Annotated in this window: 3 protein-coding genes and 2 pseudogenes; 1 reads left to right on the top strand and 4 read right to left on the bottom strand. The window is 61.4% G+C overall.

The genetic code is table 11. The annotated features are described in order from the left end of the window. The 3 genes and pseudogenes from QTI51_RS38635 to QTI51_RS38625 all read right to left on the bottom strand — a co-directional run. Positions 1 to 597, bottom strand: a pseudogene (locus tag QTI51_RS38635) (histidine kinase); the annotation flags it as partial. Then, the gene (locus QTI51_RS38630) at positions 594 to 2315 is read right to left on the bottom strand and encodes a response regulator (RefSeq protein WP_286517844.1); all 1722 of its coding nucleotides are present in this window, start codon (positions 2313 to 2315) and stop codon (positions 594 to 596) included. The gene QTI51_RS38630 and the pseudogene QTI51_RS38635, both read right to left, overlap by 4 nt. 4 nt (positions 2316 to 2319) lie before the next feature. Further along, positions 2320 to 3819, bottom strand: a complete 1500-nt coding sequence (locus tag QTI51_RS38625) for an ATPase domain-containing protein (protein ID WP_286517847.1) — start codon at positions 3817 to 3819, stop codon at positions 2320 to 2322. 217 nt (positions 3820 to 4036) lie between these two features. Here QTI51_RS38625 and ligD point away from each other — a divergent pair. Next, positions 4037 to 4860: pseudogene (gene ligD, locus QTI51_RS38620) on the top strand (non-homologous end-joining DNA ligase LigD). Here the strand turns inward: ligD and QTI51_RS38615 are convergent. Further along, positions 4753 to 5874 carry a sensor histidine kinase gene (locus QTI51_RS38615; RefSeq protein WP_286517851.1) on the bottom strand — a complete coding sequence of 374 codons (1122 nt, stop codon included), beginning with the start codon at positions 5872 to 5874 and terminating at the stop codon, positions 4753 to 4755. The pseudogene ligD and the gene QTI51_RS38615 overlap by 108 nt on opposite strands. Positions 5875 to 6461 lie beyond the last annotated feature (587 nt).

Genomic DNA, 6461 nt, shown 5'->3' with positions numbered 1-6461 from the left:
GCTGGCCGGGTAGCGGCGCCCCAGGAAGGGCTCGAGCGACTCGTGGCGCCGCTCGGCCACCACGTCGCCGCTGTCGTCGTGCCGGAAGCGGTAGGCCATCACGCGGTCGAAACCGGTGAGCTGGTGCACCGTGTCCACCACCAGGCTGAGCAAGGCGTCGATCGAGCCCTGCCGCTTGAGCCGGTCCATGGCGCGGTGCGCCTTCAGCGCGAAGTCGGACACCGCGTCCGCCGAGGCCGAGCGCTCCTCGAATTCGGCGATCAGCTCGTAGCCCATGCGGTGCACGATCAGGTCGAAAAGCCGCCCCGCCACCGCGACCTCGACGTTGACCGGCGAATGCTCGGTCGCGGCGATGGGCGTGTCGTTGACCTCGTGGAGCGTCTCGTGCACCAGCGAGTCGCCCATGAAGTGCGTGGGCGCCAGCCGCTCCCCCAGCGCCGGGGCCGTGCCGCCCAGCAGCGCGGCGGCGTTCGCACTCAGGCGCGTCACGCTCAGCGTGGAGGCGTCGAACGCGATGAGCGCCCCGTGCGGCTGCACCAGGCCCGGGATGTGGATGGGCTCGCTCTCGCAGTTTTCTAGGGTGACAGTCTGGGTCATAAAAGGTCTGAATCCACCGCTGCCTGGCTCGGCCAGCTGTTTCGCTTCAGCTCTGCCGAAACAGCCAAGCCGAGTGTGTCGAGGTCGAAGGGCTTGGCCAGCACCGATTGAAGGCCGATCAGCTTTTGCACCGCGTTCATATCGGCATAGCCCGTGGCCATCAGTATCGGCATGCCGCGGTACATCGCTTGGGCATGCCCAATCAGTTCAGCGCCATTCATCCGTGGCATCAGATAGTCCACGAGCAGCAGGTCCGGGCGCGCCTTTTGCAATTCCACAAGGCCCGCCGCACCGTCCGCAGCCTGCCGCACTCGAAATCCAAGCACCTGAAGGCATTCGACCATGCTACGGCGTACCCCGGGATCGTCCTCGACAACCAGGATTTCTGCCTGTACCGTTTCTCTGGATGCCGGCTCCACGTTCGCAACCGCGCTTGAAGCGTCCTGCGGCTGCGGCGCCAGCGGAAAGCGCAACTTGATCGATGTCCCCTCGCCGACCACGCTTTCGACAATGGCATTGCCACCCGACTGGCGAGCGAACCCGTAGACCTGGCTCAAACCAAGTCCGGTTCCAGCGTGCTGCTTGGTGGTGAAAAACGGATCGAAGATCTTGTCCAAAAGGTTTTCTGGAATGCCTGTGCCGCTGTCTCGGACGACGACGTCTACAAAACCCAAGGGATATTCGGGTGCCTCGGAAGTGCCTGCTGCATCGGCCGGTGCAATCTGGGTGTGAATCTCCAGCGTCCCGCCGTTTGGCATGGCATCTCGCGCATTGACCGAAAGGTTGAGAATCGCCATCTCCATCTGTGAGGCGTCCACGATAACGAACGCTGCCTGCGAGCACAATGTCAAAGAAAGATTGACATGCGACCCGATGGAAATCGAGATGAGCTCCGCCATGTTGCGAATCAGCTGATTCACATCATGCAGCTTGGGCACCAGGCTCTGCGTGCGCGCGAAGGACAGCAACTGTGCGGTCAGGCGTGAGCCCCGCTCCACAGCCTCCTTGGCGCGTCGCGCATAGACGCCTACGCGCTCCTCCTGCACCTTCAAACGCTCCAGCAGCTGCAGATTCAGGTTGACGACGTGCAACAGGTTGTTGAAGTCATGCGCGATCCCACCGGTCAACCGCCCCAGCGCCTCCATTTTTTGATTTTGGACCAGCGAATTTTCAACGCGCTCTCGCTCCATGATCTCGCGCATAAGCCGATCGTTGGCCCCAGCGAGATCCGCAGTGCGCTCGGCGATGCGCGCCTCCAGTTCGTTGTTGATGCGCTCGACACTACGCTTGGATTCCTCCAGGTCGGCCAGATGCTCGCGCGTCAGATATTGCCGTCGACGTGCACGCAACGCCGACTGGGCAGCACTGGCCAACGTATCCGCGTTGACCGGACGTTCGAGCAGCACCAAATTGCTGAGTCCCTGCAATGCCGATTGGGCGCGGTTGCTGCGATGCACGGTCAAACGAGCAGCAAGGACCACGAACGGATAGTCGGACCAAGGCGGCTGCTCGGCCAACATCGCTCGAAGTTCGCAGACCAGTTCCTCGCTCAACGACTCCTCTGTCAGGATCGTCGCAGCGGAGTCCTTGGCAATCCCGCTGATCAACTCGCGGCTGTCCTTGCAGATGTGGGTGCGGATCCGACGAGCGGCCAGAACATCGCTGATGACCTGCGCGTCACGCCCGTAGGGCGCCAATACCAATACTCGGTGCTCCATCTCGTCACGCCTCGGCGTCGCCGAGCAACTTGGTTCTACCGCGGTAGCGGGGAACCCCAGCCATAACCCCCTCGAAATCCGTGAGCGCGGCGCCGATCTCCAACCCGCCCCGGCCCAGGCGGAATTGATGGATCGACGTGGCATGTTCGCTGGTTCGGCTCTTGACCACGGAAATGGCCTTCAGGAGTTGACCGCGAGCCTCGAAATAACGAAGCTGAAGCATCGAGTCACTTAAGTAGCTCAGATCCACATCGTTGGGCGTGTCACCTGACAGGCCATGCTGCGACAGCACCACGATGGTCGTGACGCCCTGCAAGTTGAGGTAGGTGAGCAACTCGTGCATCTGCAGCAGCAAGAAGTTGTTGCCGGGCATTGCAATCAGGTATGCGTTCAAGGTGTCTATGACCACGGTGGTCACACCTTGGTTCTCTACGGCTTCGCGCACGCGATGTGAGAACTGCCCTGCGGAGATCTCTGCCGGATCAACGGCGTTCAGCGTCAACTGCCCGTTGGCGACGTAATCGTCGACGCCCAGGCCCAGTGCACGTGACCTGGTCAATAGCGTCTTGATGCCCTCGTCAAAAAGAAAGAAGGCTGCCTTCGCGCCACGCTCCAGGCTGGCGCGCGCGCAGGAGACAGCCGTTGTCGTTTTGCCCACGCCAGCCGGGCCCGCAAACAGCAGATTCGTGCCGGGCGTCAGGCCTCCTCCAAGGAGTCGGTCAAGATCCGCATTGCCCGAACTGAAGCGCTCATCTGCGTGCGTGCGACCGTGCTCGTTGGCGACCAAACGAGTGAACACCTGCAGGCCGCCTCGGCCCAACCGGAAGTCGTGATCGCCTTCGCGAAAACTCACGCCCCGCAACTTGACCACGCGCATGCGACGCTTGTCGGGCCCGTAGGTGCCAGTGTTCTGTTCGAGTTGAATGACGCCATGCGCGATGCTGTGAAGATGCATATCACCAGCCGCAGCCGACTTGTCATCGAGCATGAGCACGGTGCAATGATGCTTGAGGAAAAAGCGCTTCAGTGCAAGGATCTGCCGGCGGTAGCGCAGCGGATTTTGAGACAGAAGCCGAAGCTCTGACAGGCTGTCGAACACCACACGCACAGGTTGCTCGCGCTCCACGAGTGCCATCACCCCGCGGATTGTTTCGCCCAGCTCGAAGTCGGAGGGCTGCAGAATGCTTTGCTCGGCCTCGGCGCTCAAGCCCTCGTCGCTCACCAGGTCGAAAATCTCGATGTTCTCCAGATCCCAACCATGGGACAGCGCGCCCTGCGCCAGTTCCTCGGAGGTCTCTGACAGGGTGACGTACATGCCCTTCTGCCCGAGCGCTCGCCCCTGGAGAAGGAACTGCAGCCCCAGCGTGGTTTTGCCTGCCCCCGGAGTGCCTTCGATCAAATACAGATGACCGGCAGGCAAGCCGCCACCGGTCACTTCGTCGAGGCCTGGTACCCCCGTGGGTTCGGCGTTCGGCAGCGCCACCGTCTTGGTTTGATTTGCCATGGCTCGGATCGTGAAAGGTTGCTCGTAGAGAAACGACCAATCTAACGGCTCTAAAACGCGTCAGAGGCGATTTGCGCACGTGCCCCGCTGTAGGCCAAATGCCCGACATACGAGGAAATGCTGCGCACATGAGTGCGCATCGTGGAAGCCGTGGCGATAGGGCGCAGCGCCTCGGACGCGCCAGACCTCGACCGGGCCGGCGACCGCAGGCGGCCAGTTGTTCTTCCAGATAAACGGGGGAAGATCGGCAGTCCCGGTATCACCGAGCTGCTGGAAACCCGCCGGTCTGGGCACACCTCTCTTGTTCGAAGTGGCAAAACCGCAGGCGCTCGTCGACGCTGCGCAGATGAACGTGATCGAGTTCCACACATTAAATTCCATCGCCAAGGCCATCGACAAGCCCGACCGGATGATCTTTGACCTGGACCCGGGGAGGGCTCGACTTGGGAGCACATCCAGCAGGCCTTGACCCTGGTACGCGCCATGCTCGATGCCCTCGGGCTGGAGGCCTGGCTGAAATCCAGTGGCGGCAAGGGCCTGCATGTGGTGGTGCCGCTGGCGCCTCGATGCGACGACGACACCGTCAAGGGGTTCTCGCAGGCGATTCTGCAGCACCTGGCCAAGTCGATCCCCGCGCGTGGCGTCACCAAGAGCGGGCCGAGCAACCGCGTGGGCAAGCTCTTCGTGGACTACCTGCGCAGCAGCCACGGGCGACGGCGGTCGCGGCCGTTTCAGCGGGAGCGAGGCCAGGCCTGGGCGTGTCGATCCCGATCTCCTGATGATCTCGAGACCCTCAAGAGCGGCTCGCAATGGAGCATCCGGACCGCCCGCGAGCACCTGTCATTCCGAACCACGGATCCTTGGGCAGCCTCGCCTTATTTCAATGCCTCTACAAGAATGGTGGCCGATACGAGCCGCCATTTGGCGACACGCTCAACGCGGCAGGGTGACGATGAAAGACGTCCCGCTTTGCAACGAGGACGTGACTGCGATGGTGCCGCCATGACCCTTGACAATCTCCCGGGCAATGAAAAGGCCTAAACCCAGGCTCGTGGACGGACGCTCATGGGGCTCAGAGGTGGTTGATGCAACTTGGACCAGCGGGTTGAATATCACCTGCATCGAATCGGGCGGAATAGGCGTCCCGCGGTTCCTGACGGTCAGCACCGCTGACTGATCATCTTGACTTGCCGTGAGTGCAACGGGCAATTTGGGGTCACCGTGCTGGACCGCATTGGTCAGCAGATTGGTGAGCACTTGCCGCATCCGTGGGGCATCGAAGTCGAGGAGAACCGAAGGTGCGATCTCAGATTCGAAGATCCTCGAGGGATATGCGGCGCTGACCTGGTCAAAGACTTCTTCGCAGACTTGAGCCAGGTTGCCAGTCTGCGGCGTCACTTCGATGCCGCGCCCTAGGCGCGTGCGGGTGTACTCCAGCAGGTCGGTGATCATTTCGCCGATGGAGGCGATGCTTTGTTTGGCGACGCGCAGCGCTCGCTCGTTGGGCTTCCCATCTACGACGTGGCCAAGCAGATGCACGCAAGAATTCAGCGCTCCCAGCGGACTGCGCAGATCGTGGCCCAGCACCGCGAGGAACGTGTCCCGCGAATTGGCCATGTGCTCCGAGTAGGTGAGCATCGCCTCCGCGAGGCTTTGGTCAATGCCTTCGTTGAAGCGAGTCATTTCCTCCAGCACGGACGCATCGACCGCCTGGATACGCCTCATCCAAAGGCGCAACACGGAGGCACGCAGGGCCCGGTACTCTGCACTCAACTGACTCAGGTCGAAACCGACACGCTGTCGCAGCGAACCGTGCACGCTCGCAAAGCTGGCGCCGGTCCGCGGCTCAGCCAGACCTTTGGACTTGGCCTCGCGCTCGGGTTCTGTTTGCGCCGAGTCCATCTCCTCTGCAATGGCGAGAAGTATCTCGTGGGAGTGATCGCGCAGCTCGGCGATCGACATGGTCTCCGCTGGCGGGATCATCGTACGGGCGAAGCTCTCCCATTCCGCCAGGATCGACTCGATGTTCTCCTTGATGAATTGGCTCAGTCGCATGGGCCTAGTATGCGCCTCGTAGGAGCCGGCTGACAGCATGCGTTTGTTCAGGCACCGTCCCGTGAACATCAGGCGATTCCCGATAGACCCAAGTCAGCTGCCTCTGCTCTCGCACCCTACTGATTGAGCTGGAGCGCATACTTCGTTTCCTCGACTGTTCCGTTCGCAGCAGTGGGCACAGAGTGCGCGAGCGCGAATGAAATTGCTACTCAGTGAATGACGCCGGCGAAAAGAATGGCGAGGCCAGAGGCATTGATTGCAAGGCCGATGAGTTTGCGTATCTTCATAGCTCGATAGTGCCATTCAGCGCGGCATCACGTATTTGTAAATCTCGATGCACGCGATTGGGCGGAGCTATTCCATGCGCGGGTTCCATCGCGCCGGCCGTTGGCGCCGATGCCTGCCGCAGTAATTTGGCGCGAATTGTGTTCTGCGCGTTCTTGATCGTCTCGCGTGCAAGCGGCTCCATTAAGGCTCACCGTGTATCGAGTGTCGGATATGAATGAAGCCAAAGCTTCCCCTCGTAAAGACAACGAGTCCTAGGAGTCTGGGCGGCAGAAGGCCGGGGGCTGACTGTTCTTGAGAGT

Source organism: Variovorax sp. J22G73 (assembly GCF_030317035.1).
Taxonomy (GTDB): Bacteria; Pseudomonadota; Gammaproteobacteria; order Burkholderiales; family Burkholderiaceae_C; genus Variovorax.
This window is presented reverse-complemented; position numbering and strand designations above follow the sequence as displayed.

What these genes read in the sequence shown, in the direction of transcription:
- QTI51_RS38630 (WP_286517844.1), bottom strand. Translation starts at nt 2,315, where the DNA reads ATGGAGCACCGAGTATTGGTATTGGCGCCCTACGGGCGTGACGCGCAG.
- QTI51_RS38625 (WP_286517847.1), bottom strand. Translation starts at nt 3,819, where the DNA reads ATGGCAAATCAAACCAAGACGGTGGCGCTGCCGAACGCCGAACCCACG.
- QTI51_RS38615 (WP_286517851.1), bottom strand. Translation starts at nt 5,874, where the DNA reads ATGCGACTGAGCCAATTCATCAAGGAGAACATCGAGTCGATCCTGGCG.